Annotated in this window: 16 protein-coding genes and 1 pseudogene; 5 read left to right on the top strand and 12 right to left on the bottom strand. The window is 62.4% G+C overall.

The features are described 5' to 3' along the window. Window positions 1-298: 298 nt before the first annotated feature. From C5F52_RS30335 to C5F52_RS29225, 5 genes and pseudogenes are all read right to left on the bottom strand, one after another. Window positions 299-591: pseudogene (locus C5F52_RS30335) on the bottom strand (addiction module antidote protein). Window positions 592-686: 95 nt separating this feature from the next. Then, window positions 687-2507 carry an acyl-CoA dehydrogenase C-terminal domain-containing protein gene (locus C5F52_RS29240; RefSeq protein WP_104801861.1) on the bottom strand — a complete coding sequence of 607 codons (1821 nt, stop codon included), beginning with the start codon at window positions 2505-2507 and terminating at the stop codon, window positions 687-689. A 2-nt stretch (window positions 2508-2509) separates the two neighbouring features. Then, window positions 2510-3820, bottom strand: coding sequence for an acetyl-CoA C-acetyltransferase (locus C5F52_RS29235; RefSeq protein WP_104801860.1), 1311 nt, complete (start codon window positions 3818-3820; stop codon window positions 2510-2512). Between the two features lie 8 nt (window positions 3821-3828). After that, window positions 3829-4743 carry a MaoC family dehydratase gene (locus tag C5F52_RS29230; protein ID WP_158270139.1) on the bottom strand — a complete coding sequence of 305 codons (915 nt, stop codon included), beginning with the start codon at window positions 4741-4743 and terminating at the stop codon, window positions 3829-3831. A gap of 1 nt (window position 4744) precedes the next feature. After that, entirely contained in the window at window positions 4745-6145 is a 1401-nt protein-coding gene (locus C5F52_RS29225) for a 3-oxoacyl-ACP reductase (protein WP_104801858.1), read from the bottom strand. A 63-nt stretch (window positions 6146-6208) separates the two neighbouring features. On the opposite strand from C5F52_RS29225, the gene fabR reads away from it, so the two are divergent. After that, complete coding sequence (gene fabR, locus C5F52_RS29220) at window positions 6209-6886, top strand: HTH-type transcriptional repressor FabR (RefSeq protein ID WP_104801857.1); 678 nt, start codon at window positions 6209-6211, stop codon at window positions 6884-6886. A 130-nt stretch (window positions 6887-7016) separates the two neighbouring features. Next, window positions 7017-8225, top strand: coding sequence for a D-alanyl-D-alanine carboxypeptidase family protein (locus C5F52_RS29215; RefSeq protein WP_236658052.1), 1209 nt, complete (start codon window positions 7017-7019; stop codon window positions 8223-8225). Window positions 8226-8569: 344 nt separating this feature from the next. Here the strand turns inward: C5F52_RS29215 and C5F52_RS29210 are convergent, their stop codons facing one another. The 4 genes from C5F52_RS29210 to C5F52_RS29195 are packed head-to-tail and all read right to left on the bottom strand — an operon-like array spanning window position 8570 to window position 13279. Then, window positions 8570-9709, bottom strand: a complete 1140-nt coding sequence (locus tag C5F52_RS29210; RefSeq protein WP_066692014.1) for an ABC transporter permease — start codon at window positions 9707-9709, stop codon at window positions 8570-8572. 1 nt (window position 9710) lies between these two features. Continuing rightward, complete coding sequence (locus C5F52_RS29205; protein WP_066692050.1) at window positions 9711-10883, bottom strand: ABC transporter permease; 1173 nt, start codon at window positions 10881-10883, stop codon at window positions 9711-9713. Window positions 10884-10890: 7 nt separating this feature from the next. After that, window positions 10891-11859, bottom strand: a complete 969-nt coding sequence (locus C5F52_RS29200; protein WP_104801856.1) for an HlyD family secretion protein — start codon at window positions 11857-11859, stop codon at window positions 10891-10893. A 1-nt stretch (window position 11860) separates the two neighbouring features. Then, complete coding sequence (locus C5F52_RS29195; RefSeq protein ID WP_233249852.1) at window positions 11861-13279, bottom strand: TolC family protein; 1419 nt, start codon at window positions 13277-13279, stop codon at window positions 11861-11863. 93 nt (window positions 13280-13372) lie between these two features. Between C5F52_RS29195 and C5F52_RS29190 the strand changes: the two genes are divergently transcribed. Continuing rightward, window positions 13373-13966 (top strand): TetR/AcrR family transcriptional regulator, encoded by a 594-nt coding sequence (locus C5F52_RS29190; RefSeq protein WP_066692010.1) that lies wholly within the window; start codon window positions 13373-13375, stop codon window positions 13964-13966. Window positions 13967-14066: 100 nt separating this feature from the next. Here C5F52_RS29190 and C5F52_RS29185 read toward each other — a convergent pair whose 3' ends face one another. After that, a complete protein-coding gene (locus tag C5F52_RS29185) occupies window positions 14067-15017 on the bottom strand; it encodes a LysR family transcriptional regulator (protein ID WP_104801855.1) in 951 nt (316 codons plus the stop codon). A 209-nt stretch (window positions 15018-15226) separates the two neighbouring features. Between C5F52_RS29185 and C5F52_RS29180 the strand changes: the two genes are divergently transcribed. Continuing rightward, on the top strand, window positions 15227-15664 hold the full coding sequence (locus tag C5F52_RS29180) for a DUF4148 domain-containing protein (RefSeq protein WP_199221736.1): 438 nt from the start codon (window positions 15227-15229) through the stop codon (window positions 15662-15664). A gap of 1052 nt (window positions 15665-16716) precedes the next feature. On the opposite strand, the gene C5F52_RS29175 is transcribed toward C5F52_RS29180, so the two are convergent. Continuing rightward, the gene (locus C5F52_RS29175) at window positions 16717-17019 is read right to left on the bottom strand and encodes an addiction module antidote protein (protein ID WP_104801853.1); all 303 of its coding nucleotides are present in this window, start codon (window positions 17017-17019) and stop codon (window positions 16717-16719) included. Between the two features lie 3 nt (window positions 17020-17022). Further along, complete coding sequence (locus C5F52_RS29170; RefSeq protein ID WP_104801852.1) at window positions 17023-17319, bottom strand: type II toxin-antitoxin system RelE/ParE family toxin; 297 nt, start codon at window positions 17317-17319, stop codon at window positions 17023-17025. Between the two features lie 202 nt (window positions 17320-17521). Between C5F52_RS29170 and C5F52_RS29830 the strand changes: the two genes are divergently transcribed. Further along, window positions 17522-17986: a hypothetical protein gene (locus tag C5F52_RS29830; protein ID WP_146100204.1), complete on the top strand. Its 465-nt coding sequence runs from the start codon at window positions 17522-17524 to the stop codon at window positions 17984-17986. Window positions 17987-18049: the final 63 nt, after the last annotated feature.

Raw genomic sequence — 18049 nt, 5'->3', positions numbered from 1 at the left:
ATTTGACAGAGCCACATGCCCATTTGCATCGACATTCATCGCTCACTCACAAGCATCCGCACTATCCTGACATTCATCATCAGCATTCGCATTGATGCACCGTCTGATGGCCTAGGTTTTTGAGGACAGTCAACGTCCGCTTTGATCAATTGCCTAAGTCCAAGAGTGTCTGCTTAGCTGAGTTCCCGATGACAGCTAAGGGTCGGAAGCTGGCATTGGACCGGCTTGGGACGAGCGACAGCAACCAGCCTTTACAGGGCATGAGCCACAAACGCTCCTACCCCAACACCCATCACGCTTACCCCGCCTGCATGGGCTGTGCGTGGAGCTGGGTGCCCAGCGCCGCCGTGACTTTCAGGATCGTGGCAAAGCTGGGGTTGCCCTCCCCTGACAACGCCTTGTAGAGGCTGTCCCTGCCCAGGCCCGTACGCGCGAAAGTTGCGACATGCCCTTGGCCCGGGCAATGGTGCCCAGGGCCTTGGCAGCATCATCCCCTGCCTCTTGCAGGCAGGCCTCCATATAGAGCGCCATGTCCTCTTCGGTCTTGAGGTGTTGGGCGCTGTCCCATTTCCGCAGTTTGAGTGCAGTCATCGGTTACCCCTTCAGTTGGCGCATAGATCGTTTTTATGGCGCTCTGTATCCATTGAGATACATTGCTGTCCATGCCGCCAAGCGGTGAAGCGGGTTCAACCCGCCATCGCCGCCACCGGCATCTGCAGCAGCGTGCTGGCCGGCGCCAGCGCCATGCGGTGGTGGGCGTCGGCGCGGGGCAGCAGGCGTTCAAAGTAGAACTGCGCGGTTTGCAGCTTGGCCTGGTAGAACGCCGCTGACTCTGGCCCCTGGCCGCTGTGCAGGGCCTGCTCGGCGCGCTGGGCCATCAGCGCCCAGTGGTAGGCCATCATCACGTAGCCGCAATACATCAGGTAGTCCACCGACGACGCGCCCACTTGCTCCGGGTCGGCCTTGGCCTTGAGCATGAGGCGCAGGGTGAGCGTATTCCATTGCACGGCGCGGCGCGCCAGGGCGCGGGCCATGCGGCCACGCAAGCCCCCAGCCAGCAGGCCCGGCCGGGCCAGCACCCACATCTGGGCGGTGAAGTCGCGCACGCACTGGCCGCGCGTTTGCAGCAGCACCTTGCGCCCCAGCAGGTCCAGCGCCTGGATGCCGGTGGTGCCTTCGTACAGCGTGGCAATGCGGGCATCGCGCGCGATCTGCTCCATGCCATGCTCGCGGATGTAACCGTGCCCGCCGTACACCTGCATGCCCAGGTTGGCGGCTTCCAGGCCCATTTCGGTCAAAAAGCCCTTGAGGATGGGGGTGAAGAAACCCAGTTCGCCGTCGTGGCGCTTGTAGCCGGCCTGGTCGCCGGCCCAGGCAGCGGCAAACATCTTGTCGGCCAGTTGCGCGGCGGCGTAGATCATGGCGCGGCCACCTTCGGCGATGGCTTTTTGGGTGAGCAGCATGCGCCGCACGTCGGGGTGCCAGACGATGGCGTCGGCCACCTGCTCGGGCTCCTTTTTGCCCGAGAGCGCGCGCATGGAACGGCGCTCGCAGGCATAGGCCAGCGCGCCCTGGTAAGCCAGCTCGGCATGGGCCACGCCCTGGATGGCGGTGCCGATGCGCGCGGTGTTCATGAAGGTGAACATGGCCTCCAGCCCCTTGTTCGGTTCACCGATCAGGGTGCCGATGGCGCCGTCGAAATTGAGCACCGCCGTGGCACTGGCGCTGATGCCCATCTTGTGCTCGATCGAGCCGCAGTGCACCGCGTTGCGCGTGCCTAAAGCACCACCCTCGCCCACCAGAAACTTGGGCACGATGAACAGCGAAATGCCGCGCGTGCCGGCGGGCGCCTCGGGCAGGCGCGCCAGCACGATGTGCACGATGTTGTCGGTCAAGTCGTGCTCGCCGCTGGAGATGAAGATCTTGGTGCCGGTGATGGCGTAGCTGCCGTCGCCCAGCGGTTTGGCCTGGGTCTTGACCTGCGCCAGGTCAGAGCCGCACTGCGGCTCGGTCAGGCACATGGTGCCGCCCCACTCGCCCGCCACCAGCTTGGGCAGGTACTGCTGGCGCATGGCCTCGGTGCCGTACTGCAAGATGGTGTTGATGCAGCCGATGCTCAGACCGGGGTACATGCTGAAGGCCCAGTTGGCCGTGCCCATCATCTCGCTCTTGAGCAGGTTGAGCGACACGGGCAGGCCCTGCCCGCCGTAAGCCGTGGGGAACGACAGGCCCTGCCAGCCGCCCTCGACGAACTGCGCATACGCCGCTTTGAAGCCCTTGGGCGTGGTGACCTCGCCCGCCTGAAAGTGGCAGCCCTCTTCGCCGCCCGAGACGTAGAGCGGCGCCAGCACCTCTTCGCAGTAGGTGGCGGCGGCCTCCAAAATGGCGTCCACCACCTCGGGCGAGGCGTCTTCGCCGCTGCCCAGCGCGCGGTAGTGCGCCGGGTAGTCGAACACCTCGTTCATCACAAAGCGCATGTCGCGCAGCGGGGCTTTGTAGTTCAACATGCTCATTTCTCCAGAATGGCCACGACGCCCTGGCCGCCAGCGGCGCAGATGGAAATCAAACCGCGCCCGCTGCCTTTTTGCGCGAGCAGCTTGGCCAGCGTGGCCACAATGCGCCCGCCGGTGGCGGCAAACGGGTGACCGGCGGCGAGCGAGCTGCCGTTCACATTGAGTTTGCTGCGGTCAATGGCGCCCAGCGGCTGCGCCAGGCCGAGCTTGTCGCGGCAAAACGCCGGGTCTTCCCACGCCTGCAGGGTGCACAGCACCTGGGCGGCAAAGGCTTCGTGGATTTCATAAAAGTCGAAGTCCTGCAGCGTCAACCCAGCGCGCGCCAGCATGCGCGGCACGGCGTAGGCGGGGGCCATCAGCAGGCCTTCTTTCTTGGCCGGGTCGGGGTTGAAAAAGTCCACCGCCGCCACCTCGCTGAACGTGAGGTAGGCCAGCACCGGCAGACCACGCTCGGCCGCCCAGGCTTCGCTGGCCAGCAGCACGGCCGAGGCGCCATCGGTCAGCGGTGTGGCGTTGCCTGCCGTCAGCGTGCCCTGGCCGGGCGCCACCTTGCGGTCGAAAACCGGCTTGAGCTTGGCCAGCTGTTCAGCGTTCAGGCCCTGGCGCAGGTTGTTGTCCTGCTTCACGCCCAGGAAGGGCGTCATCAGGTCGACAAAGAAACCTTCGCCATAGGCGCGCGCCAGGTTGTGGTGGCTTTGCAGGGCCAGGGCATCTTGCGCTTCGCGCGTGATGCCCCATTCGCGGGCCATGAGTTCGGCGTGTTCGCCCATCGACAGGCCGGTACGCGGCTCGCCGTTGCGCGGCAGCTCGGGCTGGAAGAACTGCCCCGGGCGGATGCGCAGCGCCCGCTGCAGGCGCTGCCAGGGGCTGCGCGCGCGCGAAACATCGAGCAGGGTGCGGCGCAGTTGGTCATTGACGGCGATGGGCGCGTCCGAGGTGGTGTCCACCCCGCCGGCCACGCCGCATTCGATCTGGCCCACCGCAATTTTGTGCGCCACCAGCATGGCGGCCTCCAGCCCGGTGCCGCAGGCCTGCTGCAGGTCGAAGGCCGGGGTCTCGGGCGAGAGCGTGGTGGAGAGCACGGCTTCGCGCACCAGGTTGAAGTCGCGCGAATGCTTCATCACCGCGCCTGCGGCCACGTCGCCCAGGCGCTGGCCATGCAGGTTGAAGCGGTCCACCAGGCCTTGCAGCGTGGCCGTGAGCATATCGAGGTTGGAGGCGCGGCTGTAGGCGGTGTTGGAGCGCGCAAACGGGATGCGGTTGCCACCCACGATGGCGACGCGACGGAGGGTGCTGTTGGGGGTCATGGTGGGGCTCAGGAAATGGTGGGTTGATGCGCGGGTTCGGCGCGGAGTTCGGAACGCAGATGGACCTGCTCGCCGCGTGCGTCGCGCACCTCGAACACGGTCTGGCCTGTACTGGCCTGCGCCTGCCAGAGCGAGGCGCGTGTCGGCAGCAGCACGGGCCGCTTGAACACGGTGGTGAGCGAAGCGGCTTGCAGCACAGTGGCCGGCGCGGCGGCTTGCAACAGGGCCAGCGCGCGCGCCTGCGTCCACAGGCCATGCGCGATGGCGCGCGGAAAGCCGAACAAGCGCGCGCTCAGCGCCGACAGGTGGATGGGGTTGTAGTCGCCCGACACCGGGGCGTAGCGGCGGCCGGTGTCGGCGGGGGCGTCGAATGCACCGGCCTGGGTCAGGGCGAGTTCCGGCCCCACGGCGCCGTTGAACGGTGCGCCCACGGGCGACTTCACGCCCAGGCGCAGCAGGGTTTGTGTGGCCTGCCAGACGCATTGGCCATCGCCCTCGCCATCTGACTCGCGTAGCACGCGCAGGTGCAGCGTGAACACCTGCCCCTTGTCGTGCGCCAGCAGCTCGCCGCTGCTCAGCTCCACCCGCACCGCATCGCCTGCGGCCAGCGGCGCATGCTGGGTGATGGCGTTGGCCAGGTGCACCGTGCCCATGGCAGGCCAGGGGCAGGCGGGCGAAGTCATGTAGGTCATGACCAGGGGGAAAGTCAGCATCTGCGGGTAGGTGAGCGGCGCTTGCGCACTCGGGGCAAAACCGCAGACCTCGGCGTAACGCGCCAGGTGCGCGGCGTCGACCACGACGCGCGGCAGCACCAGCGTGACCGGGGCCAGCGCGCGCACCGGCCCGGGGCGCTTGAAACTGCTGGCCAGCGCACGGGCCAAGTTGCTCAGCGTGCTGGCGGGTGTGATGTTCTGGCGCTGCACCTTAAGCCCCCAGCAGGCTTTGGCCGCACACGCGCACCACCTGCCCATTCACGCCCTGCGAGGCGGGGCTGAGCAGCCAGGCGATGGTTTCGGCCACATCGACCGGCTGGCCGCCCTGCCCCATGGAATTCATGCGCCGGCCGGCTTCGCGGATGGCCAGCGGGATGGCGGCGGTCATTTGCGTTTCGATGAAGCCCGGCGCCACCGCGTTGATGGCCATGCCGCGGGGCAGGCGCGGCGCCTGGCTGTGCACCAGGCCGATCACGCCAGCCTTGGAAAACGCGTAGTTGGTCTGCCCCAGGTTGCCGGCAATGCCCGAGATGGACGACACGCACACCAGCCGTGCCTGGGGTTGGAGCGCGCCCCGCTCCAGCAAGGCCTGGTTGATCGCCTGCTGCGCCACCAGGTTGACCTGCACCAGCGTCTGCCACAGGTGCGGCGGCATCTTGGCGATGGTCTTGTCGCGGGTGATGCCGGCGTTGTGCACCACGCCGTCCCAGCCGCCGTCAGCCAGGGCCGCCTGGGCGATCTGCCCGGCGGCCGCCGGATCGGCAATGTCGAGCGCCAGCGCGCGGCCCTGCAGCCGCTCGGCCACGGCCTGCAAGGCGTCCTGGGCCTGCGGCACGTCCAGACAGACCACCTGGGCGCCATCGCGCGCCAGGGTTTCGGCAATGGCCGCGCCAATGCCGCGCGCCGCGCCGGTCACCAAAATCTTTTTGCCCGCCAGCGGCTGCACCCAGTCGCTCGGGGCCGGGGCCTCAAAGGGTGCCAGCCGCACCACCTGGCCCGACACATAGGCGCTGCGCGGCGACAAAAAGAAGCGCAGTGTGCCTTCGAGTTGCGCCTCGGCTCCCGGCGCCACATAGACCAGTTGCACCGCAATGCCGCGCTTGACCTCCTTGGCCAGCGATTTCACAAAACCTTCCAGAGCGCGCTGTACCGTGGCCTGCTCGGCAACCGGGCAGGCTTCGGGCGGGCGGCCCAGCACCAGCACGCGGCCGCAGCTTTGCAGTGAGCGCACCGCGTCGTGGAAGCACTGGTACAGCGCCTCGGCCTGGGCCACGGTGGCCAGGCCGGTGGCGTCAAACACCACGGCCTTGAGGGGACCGCCCGGCTGCTCGCCGGTGCTCCACAGCCCGCTCATCAAGCCGGCCTGGTTGGCCATCGCGGTCCAGCCCTGCACGCTGCGGTGCGCCACGGTGGCGGCCCGCATGGCGCGGAAGGCAGCCAGCAGCGCGGGCAGCAGTTCGGGCGTACCACCGGCGCCGACCAGCACGTCGCCAGCAACCACCGGTTGGCCGGCTTCGAACCGCTCGAGCGGCACGGGACGCGGCAGGCCCAGCATGCCGGCCAGGCGCGCGCCAAAGGCCGAGTTGGCAAAGTTGAGGTAAGCGTCGGACATGGACAGGGCTCCTTTGTTTGTGTACGATCGTACACCGAAAAACCCAAACCGCCAAATCCGTCCATGCCGAACGCCCGTCCCGACACCCCCGCCCCCGCCACGCCCGAGCCGCCGCTGAGCCGGCAAGACCGCAAGGACCTGACCCGCCAAAGCCTGGTGCAGGCCGCGCTGCGGTTGATCGGCGAGGGACGCAGCTTCACCAGCCTGGGCATCCGCGAGATCGCGCGCGAGGCCGGCATGGTGCCCAATGCGTTTTACCGGCACTTTCGCAGCCCAGACGAGCTGGGCCTGAGCCTGGTGGACGAGGTGGGGGCCACGCTTCGCGGCCTGCTGCGCCAGGCGCGCCAGCCGAGTTCGGCCCAGACCAGCGTGGTGCGCCAGTCGGTGCAGGTGTACCTGCAGTACGTGCGCGACAACCGGGTGCTGTTCCGCTTCATCTCGAGCGAGCGCGCGGGTGGCAGCCGGGTGCTGCGGCTGGCGATCCGCCACGAGGTGCAGCGTTTTGTGGACGACACGGCACGCGACCTGGCGCCGCTGGAGGCCTACCAGGGCCTGTCGCAGGCCAGCCTGCACATGGTCTGCGGCCTGATGGTCAACACCCTGCTGGCCGCCGCCCCCGAGGTTCTGGATCTGCCCGCCGACGAGCCTCAGTCCGAGCAGGCGATGGTGCAGGACTTCGTGCAGCAGTTGCAGATCATCTTGCTGGGCGCGGCCAGCTGGCGCGAGGCAGAGCGGCGCTGAAGCGGCGGTGACTGCCAATCGGCAGCCATCCCAAGAAACCCGCCCCCAATCCGCGACAATCGATGCTCTACCGAACCACACCCTGCAAGCCAAGACTTTCTCTCTTCTCCCCATCGCCCTGGCCATCGCTGTGGGCACCCTGTTGCCCAGCTCGGCGTCCTTCGCGGCCAAACACCCCGCTGCCGCCAAGCCTGCAGCGCACAAAAAGGCTGCGGCCGCCGCAGCCTCTGCAAACGCCCTGCCGCCTCTGGCCGCCCAGACGGCCCTGGCCGACAACCCGCCGGCGCTGCCTGCCAAGGCCTGGCTGCTGATGGACTTTGACTCCGGCGAGGTGCTGGCTTCGGCCAACGCCGACGAGCCGCTGCCCCCCGCATCGCTGACCAAGATGATGACCAGCTACATCGTCGAGCAAGCGCTGCGCTCAGGCAAGCTCAAGCAGACCGATCTGGTCACAGTCAGCCAGAACGCCTGGTGCCGCGGTTCGGGCACCGAGTCGTGCATGTACCTGCCGCTCAATAGCCAGGCCACCGTCATTGACATCCTGCGCGGCATTGTCATCCAGTCAGGCAACGATGCCTCCAAAGCGATTGCCGAACACATGGCCGGTTCAGAGGCCGGCTTTGCCAAGCTGATGAACGCCGAGGCCCAGCGCCTTGGTATGACGTACACCCAGTTCGTCAACCCTACGGGTCTGCCCGATCCGGAGCACAAGTCCTCCGCGCGTGACCTCGCCATACTGGCGCGCGCCATCATTCGCGACAGCGCCGAGTACTACCCCATCTACGCCGAACACGATTTCAAATACAACGGCATCAAGCAAGGCAACCGCAACGCCCTGCTCTACACCGACCCCACTGTGGACGGCCTCAAGACCGGCCACACCGCTGAGGCCGGTTATTGCCTGGTCACTTCGTCCAAGCGCAACGATATGCGCTTGATCTCGGTCATCCTCAACACCCACAGCGCACAGGCACGAGCCGACCACACGCGCACGCTGCTCGGCTGGGGCTTTGGCAGCTTCGAAAAAGCTGTCCCGATCCAGCCAGGTGCAGTGGTCACAACGGCCAAGGTGAGCTTTGGCAAGGCCGACACCGTGGGTGCGGTCCTGGGCGCGCCATGGATGCTTACCGTGCCACGCGGCCAGCAGGTGCAGGCCACGGTGAAACTGAAACCGGGCCTGGAAGCGCCCGTGGCCAAGGGCGCCGTGGTCGGCAAGGTGGTCGCCACCTCGAACGGCAAGCCGCTGGGCGAAACCCCGCTCGTGGCGCAGGCCGATGTGGAGCGCGCCGGTCTGTTGCTGCGCACATGGCAGTACGTGGCCAAGTGGTTCGGCAAGTGATGGCTTGAACGCAGCGGAGGGCTGACGCGGGGGACCTCTGCGGTCCCTTGGTTCTTAACGCATACCGACAGGCCACAGGCTGGCAGCTGAGGATATCGGCGTCGCAACGGGAACTATCGTTGGCTCAGACCTGCTGGCTGCTACCGGCCAGAAGCTGCCATCAGCAGAACTTTGATCAACGGCCGCTCAGGGTCCAATCGCAATCCTCGGCTGCGATCAGCGTCCAGATCGTCGGCGTCCCAGGGGGCGATATTGCGGATGAAGTCGACGCGTGGCTCTTCCTCGAACCAGCAGCGTGCCTTCACAGCAGCCCATTGCCTGCGCGTGTGCAAGTATCTCCGTCCTCAATCGCCCTGCGGCTTACCGCCGAATTTCAAGACGAAGCTGCCGGCCACCACGGTCAGTGCCAACAGGCAACCGAGATAGGGCATCACGCTTTGCAGAGGGGCTCCCATTTGATTCAGGCGCAATGCAGCCTGCACTCCAGACGTTGTCGGTATCAACCACCGCAGATACTGCAACGGGAGCGGCAACGCTTCTGGCGGCCAGGAAAATCCGGCAAGAAACACCATCGGCAATGTCGAAAAAAGCAGGACTTGAAGGACCCGTTCGCGATCTCTACACCACAGGCCCACAAGTGACCCCAGCGTCACGATGGCCGACACGTACAGGACCAGGAAAACCAGGGAGCCAGCCACGTTGTTAGCGCGAGGGTAACCGTAGAGCCAAAAGACCCATCCGAAATAGAACAGGCCAGACACCAATCCCGGCAACAGGAATGCCAGCCAGCGCCCGATCCAGGCCATTGGACTGGCATGAGCCGCGCCTCGTTCGACCCAGGTCGCCACCAGCATACCCACGCCCATCAGGAGGGTCTGGTGCATGATGAACAAGGCAACGGCAGGAACAATGAAGCTGCTATAGCCTTCTGTAGGGTTGAACAGCGCCATGGCCCGGAAATCCACGGGAGTGCGGCTCTCGCCGGCTTGGCGGGGACTCTGTCCTTTGGCCTCTCGCTGCCTGATCTCAACACCTGCCGAGGCTGCGCCCACGGCCTCAGAAAAGCCGTACTGAACTGCCTTGCTGATGAGGGGATAGGCCCCGTTCGAGACCACGGTCACCATAGCGGGCATTCCCCTGGCAACATGGGCTTTCAGGTCGTCGGGCAGGACCAGATAGCCATCAATCTCACCACGGCTCATGGCGGCTTGCGCGGCTCGCTCATCCGCCCCAACTGCCTTGACCTCGATGCGAGGATTGGCAAGTGCCAGACGATGAATCGAGCGTGAAAGCGCCGAGTGATCCTGGTCGACAACCGCCACCGGGATCCGGGTCACGACCTCCGGGCCAAAGAACCAGGGGTAGAAGAAAGCATAGAACAGGGGCGCAGCCACAAAGATCATCAATGCGCCCTTGTCGCGCAAGACGTCCCTCAGCGTTGCGACGAACCCTGACCTCAGCGAAGTGGGATGGTGCGAGGTCATGTCAACGCGCTCCCCAGGTCGATGGCTTGTCGCGAGCCTGGACCAAGCCCAAGGCCGCCAGCCCGAGCAACCCGAGGGTGGCCAGCAGGAATACAGCAGGTGTGGCGGCACTCGCGCCGAAGGTTAAGCCCATCAGCAATTGCTCGGTCTGCAATCGGATGTAGTGGGTGAACGGCATTGAGGTCGCCCACATCCGAGCACTGTCAGGCATCGCACTCAGCGGGAAACTCATACCGCTAAACGCGAATGCCGGGGCGGTCAAAAGCCCCGTGACGGACAACGCAGTGCGCAAGGACTTGGTCAGAGTGGCCGCCGCTGCACCCGCGGCCAGCGATAGCGCCATCAGTAAGGTCATGGCCAAGAAGATCCAGAGAAGGCTCCCAGAGATGTCCCAGCCACGCCCGGCCGTGATGTACCAGAGCGCTGCGGCTCCCACGCTGGTCAGAGTCACCCAAGGAATCGCCAGCTTGCCCAGCAGGGCTGCTCCGACGGCCCGCGGCCCCTCGTGCTGCAGCCACTGCCCCAGCGTCCTATCCCTGAACTCACGGCCGACCGCCCATGCCCCAGCCGTCATCGCGAGGATGTGAAGGATGGCGGGGATCGCGGCGGCAGTCAGGTACTTTTCGTAGTTGCCAGACCCGTTGAACAACGCGATTGATTGGATTTGGATCGGGTTAAAGCTGACCTTGGCCTGTTGGGCCGATTCACCTCGCTTGTTTCGAGCAGACATTTCGATGCCGGCGGCCAGGGTCCCAACCACCGTGCGTACATCCCGCTGCAGCAGACTCGAATGCGTGGCGAACTGAGCGTTGTGACGCAGAATGACCTCCGCCTTTATCCCACGCTTGATGTCTCTCTCGAAGTCCCGGGGGATGTTGATCATCCCGTAGACCCGCACCTCTCTTAGGGCAAGTTGGACCGAGGACTCGCTGTCGAATTCGTCCACCACTTGCATGCCAGGCGAGGCGTTGAGCATGCGGACCAGTTGTCGCGATAGCGCGGAATGGTCTTCATCCATCACGCCAACAGGCAGATTCCTGGGGATGGCGCTTGAGAATATCCAAACGACCAACACCACGGCCAATACAGGCACCCACGTCACCATCGCCAAGTCCCAGGGACTTTGACCAAGGCGATGGACCTCCCGCCTGGTGCTGTTGAAGAAGTGGCGCATGGTCAATTCACTCGACCAGCACGGACATGCCAGGGCGAACGCCCTCAATCATTTGGGACGGGCGGGCACGCACCTCGAAGGTCTTGATGTCAAAGCCCTGATCGGACCTGGTGGCACGCCACGTGGCGAAATCAGGCAGGACTGCTGCCCGGTAGACCTTGAAGCGAACCTTACGGCCTTTCAGGGCAGGCAAGGTGGCATCGAATTCTTTGCCGACGGCGAACTTGTCGAGTTTGTCTTCGCGCACGTTGAGCACCACCCACTGATCTGCCATGTTGGCAACCGTGACCACGGGGACGCCTTGGGGCGAAATTTCACCCACGCGCCCCAGCACCTTGACGACTTCGCCGGCCACTGGGCTCTTGAGTTCCGTCTCGGCCTTGGCCGCCTGGACTTCAGCTACGACTCCAGCCAATTGACGCGCCTGTGCGGCGGCAGCTTGCTTGTCCTCGGCACGGGCCCCGGCGCGAGCCATCTCGTATTGGGCCTGTGCAGCCAGGGCTTGATCGCGGGCTGTCTTGAAATTGGCTTCGGCCTCGTCGCGCTTTTGCGCAGCGATCAAGCCGTCCCTGGCCAATCCTTCGATCCGCTTGAACGACGCCTGTGCCAGGTCCGCCGCCGCCAATGCGCGCTGCCAGTTCAGACGGGCGATTTCCACCTCCTGGGGGCGGGCGCCATTTTGTGCCTTGGCCGCGGTGGCCTGCGCAGCCTCCTGGGCCGCAGTGGCCTGCGCCAGTTTTGCGGTCACCTCAGGACTGTCCAGGCGAATCAGCGGCGAGCCGACCGTGATGACATCCCCTTCCTTGACCAAGATGTCCGCGATCCGGGCACTGACCTTGGAAGCGACGTCTACTTCCTGAACCTCCATTTGCCCCTGGAACGCCTCGGCGCCAGGCTGTTGGGCCTTCCATAGGCCCACGCTGAGAACGGTGACTGCGCCGATGATGGCCAGAGTGATGGGTAGTTTCTTGTTCATCTCATTGCACTTTCAGATCGGCACGAGCCATGTAACTGCCGAATTGATCGGACAGGCCAGACACTTCAAGGAGATCGGCGAGCGCCTTGACATAGTCGTAAGCCGCTTGCGCCTGTTCCGTTTTGGCTTTGGCCAGGTTCACTTCGGCGTCGATCAGTTCCAGCGTGGAGTTGGTACCCGCCTTCTGGCCCTTGGTCTTGAGTTGGAGGACTGCATTGGCCAACTCCAGACTCGGGGTCAGCGCAAGGAACTGGCGCCGGGTTTGGTCGACGGCCATCCAACGTTTCTCGACCAGCAAGGCAATGTCATTTCGGGCTTGCTTGTCCTGGCTGTCCGCCATCTCGATGAGCCGGTGAGAGGCTTCGCTCATTAAGGAGCGGTCCACGCCACCCCACAACCTCCAGCTGACCCCGACGCCCACAACCCAATTGGCCTGGTCCGAGGAGCGCAGTTGGCGTTGACCAAAGGCGAACACCGCAGGCTTCTTCTGAGACTCTTCCAGCGCATGAATTTGCTCGGCTTCACGCTTCTTGGCAGCCACCTTGGCCAATCCCGGGTGACGTTCCAGGGCCGCGTCAGTGAAGTAGCCGAGCGGCTCGATCGGCGAACTGATCACGAACAGCGGGCTCATCGGTTGAATCCGCTCATTGTTGCGAAGGGTTCTGGCCAACGCCGTCGAGGCTAATTCAGCGTCATCCCGGGCCTTCAGGGCGTTACGCTTGGCATCCTCCATCGCTGCGCGAGCCTGTAGTCGCTCGACCTGTGCGACAAGACCTGCTTCCAGCATTCGCTGCGTGGCGGCGTCATGCTCCGAGACGGTTCGGTAGGCCACTTCACGCAATCCGGCGACGCGTTCAGCCAGTTGGGCGCCGAAGTAGCGCTGCACGAACTCATTGAACACTTCCTGTTGTACCTGGCGGCCGTCTGCCCGGGCCTCTTCGGTTTTGGCTTGCAAGGCCTGTTTGATTGCCGTGGTGGCGCCCCCGGTGTAGATCGGCAATATTGCCGAGACTGATGAGGTATTGCCACTGCGCTGCGTGCTCAGATCGAGGCTGTTCGGAAGTGGCGGCAGGCGTGTTAGACCGGCCGCCAGCGGCGCCGGCAACGCTGCAATCGACGAACCGATCGTGTGCGTCAGGGGGGTCAGATCAATGCCCTGTACGGCGCCCTGGAAGCGGAAAGCCGCAGCTCCTGCGGTCACCACGGGACCACCCAGATGCCGAGTGGCCTGCTCTTTTAATTGTGCGCTCTCAACAGAAAAGCGAGTCATTGCCAGGCGATCTGAATTGGCTTGCAGTCGATGGGCGGCTTCTTCGAAGTTGAGAGCTTCGGCATGTGTCAGCGTGGGAAGGCAAGCTGCCACCCCCATCAAGGCACTGAGTGTCAGCCTGGCAAGCAATCGATTTTGTTGATTCAACATGGCATTCTCTAGTTCGGTACCAATTGGTACCATAATCAAAATTCTACGCCGATTTTCGGTACTGTCAAGTACCGAGCATGAGATACTCGAACCATGAGCCGACCACAGATCCCTGACGATGAACACCGCACCCGGTTGCTGGAGGGAATGGCACGCGCGGTCACTGCTCACGGGTACGCGCAACTCACGACTTCAGACATCGTTCGCGAGGCGAATGTGTCCAAGAGGACCTTCTACCAATACTTCAAGGACAAGACCGACTGCCTGATCGCGCTGTTCAACCACTCTGCGCAAAAGATCGAGGCCACGCTGCGTGCCAGCATCGATCCCAAGCGAGATTGGAGTTCGCAGATTGATCTGACCATCAGGCTCTATCTGGAGACCTTGGCCGCCAATCCCTTGCTACTGCGCGCGTTGTTTGTGGAGATCCTTGCGCTTGGACCTGCTGGGCTGGTCGCCAGGCGCTTGGCAATGGAAAGACTAGCGGGGGTACTTCTGGCGGCCGCCGCCAACCATCGCTCAACTCCGATCCCGCAATGGCTGGCCACTGGGCTGATTGGTGGAATCAACGAAATGGTGCTGCAGCACATCGAGCAAGACCAGATTGCCCATTTGCCCCGATTGAGCAACCAAGCCGCCGCATTCATGAAAAACGCACTCCAAACCCGTGTGATGGAACCGACCTAGCGCGTCGATGGTCAGTCTGCAGGCGTCCATCGACACGCTTTCTCCATTTGAAGGCATCTGAAAATTTCAGGCTGAACCGCGGCCCGCGTGCGTCGGTGGCTCAACCAACGGAATCCGCTTTCGTTGAAGTGAATGCCTTCAAGGCCTTGTCGGTCTGAAGCTTTGTTTGCTCGATCAGATACTCCAGAAAAACCCGTGTCCGGTCGGGAATGAACTTACGGCTCGGCAATGCCGCATACAAGGCCAGCCGCCCTGTGATCCAGGGAGAGAGCACCCGAACCAAAGTGCCTTGTGAGAGGTAAGGTGCCGCGATATCCAAGGGCAAAGACATGATGCCGGCGCCATCAAGCGCAGCGCGCAACAGCGTGTCCATGTGGTTGGACAACAAAACAGGCTGAACCTCCACCTCCTGCCATTGTTCTTCTCGTTGAGGACTCCACAAACGCCAAATGCGTGGTCGGGTTTGGGGCGATTTCGATCTCAGGCAATCATGGTGCGCCAGCTCCTCTGGCCTGCGTGGCTCCCCCCGGCGCTGCAGATAAGCCGGCGAAGCGACCAGGAAAGCTTCTGACTCGATGACCTTGCGCGCCACGATGTCAGCGTCGAAGTTGTCATCGGTGCCGAGCAAGGTGATGTCGAAGTCCTCAATGGCTGGCTCGGCCACGGGCGACACATGCAGCTCGATCCGCACCGCAGGGTACTGGCTGCGAAAGCGGCCCAGCAAAGGCGCGACAACATAGGTGGCCAGCAGGGGCGGCGCTTGGATTCGCAGCACGCCGGCCATCTCGGTGGTGTGCGAACTCGCCATCGCATCGGCTTCATCGATGTCCTGCAGGATGTGGCGTATGCGGCTGAGGTATTGCTGGCCAGCCTCGGTGAGTGAGAGGCGCCGAGTGGAGCGCTGCAACAGCCTCGTGCCCAAGTGTTCTTCCAGGTCGGCCACGAGCCGGGTGACCACGGGGGCCGACATGTCCAGCGCCCGCGCTGCAGCGGCAAAGCCGCCCTCGTCCACCACGCTCTCAAAAACACGCATCGACTGCAGTCGGTCCATCCAGCGCTCCTTACAGGCTCTTCAAGAGCTTGCATTATTTCTCTTTTGGAAATGACCCAATGTTTTATTAGCTATTTTTCCTTCGAAAAAGAAATTTTAAAGTTCATCCCATCGATGCAGCGCTTTCCACACGAAGGTCCATCGACCCGGCCAGAAGCTCCGTCATGTTGACAGACCGGCCGTTTCTTGAAACCGAAAGGAAACCAATCATGAACCGCTATACCCTCTCCGCCCTGACCCTTGCCGTGGTGGCAGCCCTGTCCGCTGGCCATGCCCTGGCCTTTGATGCCTCGGCCCCCAAAACCCGCGAACAGGTCAAGGCTGAATTGGCCGAAGCCATCCGCACCGGCGACATCGTGGTCAATGGTGAAACTGGCCAAAAAGCCAATGAACTTTTCCCTGGCCGCTACCCGGCCAAACCGGTCGTCGAAGGTAAGACCCGCGAGCAAGTCAAAGCCGAGCTGGCCGAAGCCATCCGCACCGGCGACATCGTGGTCGACCAAGAGAGCGGCAAGAAAGCCAACGAACTTTTCCCCGGCCGCTACCCGGCTAAACCGGTGGCCCAGGGCAAGACCCGCGAGCAGGTCAAGACCGAACTGGCCGAGGCGGTTCGCACGGGCCAGATGCCGCTGGTCAGCACTTACTGAACGGACCCGTTTGATTGGACCGCATGACTTCGGTGTGAATGCATGCAGTCCACGCCGGGGTCATTGAAATCAGTGAATTCGGCGCTCAGCGCCGCGTTCACTGGAGCCGGGCAAGCCGCATAGATGGTTCGGGATGATGCTAGATCGCTGAGATGCAGCCACATGGCCATGTCGTGCTGGGCGCGCCGATGCACGAGTTCGGCCTGCCTGCATACCTGCTTTGGCATCTCCGGGGAAATCTAGGACTTTTGCAGGTCCGCTGATTTGCGGCCGAACGCCTGTTCTGAACTTCGCTATTAACCAGGAGCGGAAGTTCATTGTGGGTTCGTCGACGACCGCATCGGGTCGAAACCGCCAGTACAGGCAGTCGAAGAACGGTCGGTGAATTCGCGTTTGTCGTGTAACTCACTGCCTAGGACTGCATTACCCCTCATAGCCGCCACTCAATGTAGCCCCATCCACCAAAACGAAGAGCCGCTTTGTGGCATTAATGTTGTCGTGCCTTGCTGCGTCAGCCGACTGCAATCGCTGCTAAGCGGTCATGAGCACCACGAAGTCCAACCTCGGATTTAGGTCGAAACCGCACCTAAAACTCTTGGTACAAAAATTTCTCATTGTTGCCTTTAAGTCCCCTTTGCCCGGCCAATCAGAAGGTCAAACTCGTCAACTCAAACCCGCATAAATGCTGGACTCAGCTCATGGACACGTCCACAAGCTTGGAGAGAAAAGAGAGAGAAATTCACCTGTAGCGACCAGAAACCACGGAAACGTGACCGCGTGTGTCCACAAGCAATGAGCCGAAAGCCCGCAAAGACAGGGCTTTGAAGCAAAGAAAAAGGGGGACAGAGAAAGTTCTGTCCCCCATATATGGTGGTGGATGGCTCACCACTCAGGAACTTTCTATTAGCACTCAAGCGTGCCAGAGAGTACTAGGGCGTGAATGCGAGGTAGAGACTTAGCCAACCGATAGATCAGACTTACATCAACGAACTGTACCGACTCAACTTAAAATCCGTTCACCGGAATTGAACCCAAATCCACAACTACCGCACTTAGCCCACATGCAACGGCTGTGCGTGGAGCTTGATTCCCAGCGCAGCCGTGACTTTCAAGATGGTGGCAAAGCTGGGGTTGCCCTCCCCTGACAACGCCTTGTAGAGGCTTTCCCTGCCCAGCCCCGTATCGCGTGAAAGTTGTGACATGCCCTTGGCTCGGGCAATGGTGCCTAGAGCCTTGGCAATAAAGGCCGCATCATCCCCCGCCTCTTGCAGGCATGCCTCCAGATAAAGCGCCATGTCCTCTTCAGTTTTGAGGTGTTCTGCGCTATCCCATTTGCGTAGCTTAAGAGCAGTCATCTCTTACTCCTTCAGTTGACGCGCTAGCTCCTGCGCGGTTTGAATATCTTTGGCCTGACTCGATTTGTCTCCTCCGGCCAGAAGGATGACGATTTCCAAACCTCGTAGCGTGAAATACACCCGAAAGCCTGGACCGTGATGAATTCGCATTTCGGAAACGCCGTCACCCACAGATTTATGGTCTCCGAAATTTCCTTCTTCCGCCCGATCAATACGCACCTGAATCCGACGGGCTGCTTGTTTGTCTCGCAAGGAGTCAAACCACCCATCAAAAATTTCGGTCGTATAGATCGTCTTCATGACACATTGTATCAATTGGGATACATAGCTGTCAATCCCATCCAAACGGCAAAACTCGACTCATCGCCATCACATTAAAGAATGTCTTTAATTTACTGACGCACATTCAAGGGCTCTTTAACAAGCCTGCCATCACGAACCTCACCCCCTGCCCCTCGCATCGAGCGATGTTTCTAGTCCCTCAATTGACTGGAGAACATCCATGACCAAGCTTCGTTGCGCCCACTGTGGCACTCGTTTAATCCCAGCGCCGCAGGTGCCAAATCAAGCGTATTGCTCAAAGGCCAATTGCCAGAAAGAGCGTCGGCGGCAATGGCACAAAAGCAAGCTTCAATCCGACCCAGACTACCGAGATAACCAGTCTCGTGCGCAGAAGACCTGGACCGAAAAAAATCCGGACTACTGGCGCAAGCACCGTCAAGGCAGGTCAGATTATGAAAATCGCCTGCCCTCTGGGCACGATTCAAGCGCCCCTGAGCCGAGAAATCCATCCATCAAGATGGACTCGTCAAATCCATCCCTCCCCCTGCGCAAAGCCTTGCAGGACGGGGTTTTCAGGCTCAAAGTCCTTGCCGAACCTGATGGCGTCAAGATGGACGTGTGGATTGTTGAACTTTCCAGTATCCATGAGGGTTTCCGACCGATTTCTCGTCGCGTCAAGAGATGACTAGATAGCCACGCACAGTTGCTCCAGCTACCTTAGAGCCCTGTGTACTTCTGGCCTCCCCAA

It is taken from the genome of Limnohabitans sp. TS-CS-82 (assembly GCF_002943475.1).
This window is presented reverse-complemented; position numbering and strand designations above follow the sequence as displayed.

What these genes read in the sequence shown, in the direction of transcription:
- C5F52_RS29240 (WP_104801861.1), bottom strand. Translation starts at nt 2,507, where the DNA reads ATGTTGAACTACAAAGCCCCGCTGCGCGACATGCGCTTTGTGATGAAC.
- C5F52_RS29235 (WP_104801860.1), bottom strand. Translation starts at nt 3,820, where the DNA reads ATGACCCCCAACAGCACCCTCCGTCGCGTCGCCATCGTGGGTGGCAAC.
- C5F52_RS29225 (WP_104801858.1), bottom strand. Translation starts at nt 6,145, where the DNA reads ATGTCCGACGCTTACCTCAACTTTGCCAACTCGGCCTTTGGCGCGCGC.
- fabR (WP_104801857.1), top strand. Translation starts at nt 6,209, where the DNA reads ATGCCGAACGCCCGTCCCGACACCCCCGCCCCCGCCACGCCCGAGCCG.
- C5F52_RS29210 (WP_066692014.1), bottom strand. Translation starts at nt 9,709, where the DNA reads ATGACCTCGCACCATCCCACTTCGCTGAGGTCAGGGTTCGTCGCAACG.
- C5F52_RS29205 (WP_066692050.1), bottom strand. Translation starts at nt 10,883, where the DNA reads ATGCGCCACTTCTTCAACAGCACCAGGCGGGAGGTCCATCGCCTTGGT.
- C5F52_RS29200 (WP_104801856.1), bottom strand. Translation starts at nt 11,859, where the DNA reads ATGAACAAGAAACTACCCATCACTCTGGCCATCATCGGCGCAGTCACC.
- C5F52_RS29195 (WP_233249852.1), bottom strand. Translation starts at nt 13,279, where the DNA reads ATGTTGAATCAACAAAATCGATTGCTTGCCAGGCTGACACTCAGTGCC.
- C5F52_RS29190 (WP_066692010.1), top strand. Translation starts at nt 13,373, where the DNA reads ATGAGCCGACCACAGATCCCTGACGATGAACACCGCACCCGGTTGCTG.
- C5F52_RS29185 (WP_104801855.1), bottom strand. Translation starts at nt 15,017, where the DNA reads ATGGACCGACTGCAGTCGATGCGTGTTTTTGAGAGCGTGGTGGACGAG.
- C5F52_RS29180 (WP_199221736.1), top strand. Translation starts at nt 15,227, where the DNA reads ATGAACCGCTATACCCTCTCCGCCCTGACCCTTGCCGTGGTGGCAGCC.
- C5F52_RS29175 (WP_104801853.1), bottom strand. Translation starts at nt 17,019, where the DNA reads ATGACTGCTCTTAAGCTACGCAAATGGGATAGCGCAGAACACCTCAAA.
- C5F52_RS29170 (WP_104801852.1), bottom strand. Translation starts at nt 17,319, where the DNA reads ATGAAGACGATCTATACGACCGAAATTTTTGATGGGTGGTTTGACTCC.
- C5F52_RS29830 (WP_146100204.1), top strand. Translation starts at nt 17,522, where the DNA reads ATGACCAAGCTTCGTTGCGCCCACTGTGGCACTCGTTTAATCCCAGCG.